Genomic DNA, 1522 nt, shown 5'->3' on the forward strand with positions numbered 1-1522 from the left:
CGGAAGTTGTCAAGTCAAATGAGACGGTTGTGCGGTGATGAGGCTTGTGGTTCGGGTTCCCTGCGCCTGGCCGGGTCGTTGATCCACACGTGCCGGGGTATCTCGGGCGGCTTGGGGCGGCGGGCGAAGCGCTCGGGATGCCGCGCGTAGGCCTCGATGAGGGTGGCGGCGCGCTGGTCGCGAACCTGGTCGGCGGTGCCGAAATGGACGGATGCGGGGGTGTGCAGGCCGATGCCGGAGTGCCTGTGCTCGTGGTTGTAGTACGAGATGAAGGCGTCGAACCATTCGCGGGCGTGCGTGAGCGAGTCGAACCGCTCAGGAAAGTCCGAAGCGTATTTCGTGGTCTTGAACTGGCTTTCGCTGTAAGGATTGTCGTTGGAGACCTTGGGGCGTGAATGGCTCCTGGTGACGCCGAGATCGATCAGCAGCTGGGAGACCTTCTTGCTGGTCATGGAGGTGCCGCGGTCAGCGTGCACGGTCTCGGGCACCAGGCCGTTGCGCTCGATGGTCTCGCGGATCAGCTCCTCCGCCCGCTCGGCGGATTCGGCCCGCTCGACCGTGTAGCCGACCACATGGCGACTGAAGATGTCGATGACGACGTAGGCGTGGTACCAGATCCCCTTCTCCGGTCCGGCCAGCTTGGTGATGTCCCAACTGAACACCTGCGAGGGGCCGGTGGCGACCAGCTCGGGCACCGTCTTGGGCGGATGGGTGGCCTGACGGCGGCGCTCGCCGTTCTGCCCGGCGGCTTCCAGAATCCGGTACATCGTGCGGATGGAGCAGTGGTAGCGGCCCTCGTCGAGTTCGCGGGCCCATATCTGCGCGGGCGGCAGCTCGGCGTACCGGGGCGAGTCCATCAACGCCAGGATCCGGGCTCGCTCGGCGGTCGACAGCGCCGAGGCCGGCGCGGGGCGGGGCTGCCTGGGCTTCGGCTCCCGGGGGTTGAGCCGGCGATGGTGAGTGGCCCGCGAGCGGCCGGCCAACCGGCAGGCTTCCACGACCCCCACGTGCGGCGCCAACTCCTCAACCCCGGCCGCCAAATGCCGGTCCAGGGCGTGCTTCAGTCCGCGCTCTCGGAGAGCATCTCCAAGAGCGCGTGTGTTTTTCCCAGCACCTCCAGCGCCGCGTCCTTCCTCGCCACCTCCTTCTCCAGGCGGGCGATCTTGCGCTGGAGTCGTTCGACCTCAGCAGCCTGCGGTGGCTTCTTCGGCCGGGCCGGGGAGGTCCGCTGGTCGACCAGAGCGTCCAGCGCGCCGGCGTCCCGGGCCGCGCGCCATTCCTGGATGTGGGAGTCGTACAGGCGCTCGCGGCGCAGCACCGCGCCCTTCTCGCCCTTGGGTGCGGCGTCGTACTCGGCGACGATCCGCAGCTTGTACTCGGGACTGAACGTGCGGCGCTTCGGTCTCGCGGCTGGATCGGTGGCGGGGGTGTTCTTACTGGTCATGCGGGGTGGGACTCCTGTCGTTCCCTCTAGGCTAACCCGACAAATCGGGGCGTTTCACGCCACGCTGTCACAGAGGGC

General features: G+C 67.8%; 2 protein-coding genes. Both read right to left on the reverse strand.

Annotated elements, in window-relative coordinates:
• Nucleotides 1–14 precede the first annotated feature (14 nt).
• Nucleotides 15–1040: an IS3 family transposase gene (locus ACWGJO_RS41580; protein WP_452190965.1), complete on the reverse strand. Its 1026-nt coding sequence runs from the start codon at nt 1038–1040 to the stop codon at nt 15–17.
• Between the two features lie 20 nt (nt 1041–1060).
• Complete coding sequence (locus ACWGJO_RS41585) at nt 1061–1444, reverse strand: transposase (RefSeq protein WP_452190966.1); 384 nt, start codon at nt 1442–1444, stop codon at nt 1061–1063.
• Nucleotides 1445–1522 lie beyond the last annotated feature (78 nt).

The organism is Kitasatospora sp. NPDC054795 (assembly GCF_053611565.1).

Excerpts from the sequence above, each read along its gene's own strand:
- ACWGJO_RS41585 (WP_452190966.1), bottom strand. The coding sequence starts at position 1,444 with ATGACCAGTAAGAACACCCCCGCCACCGATCCAGCCGCGAGACCGAAG.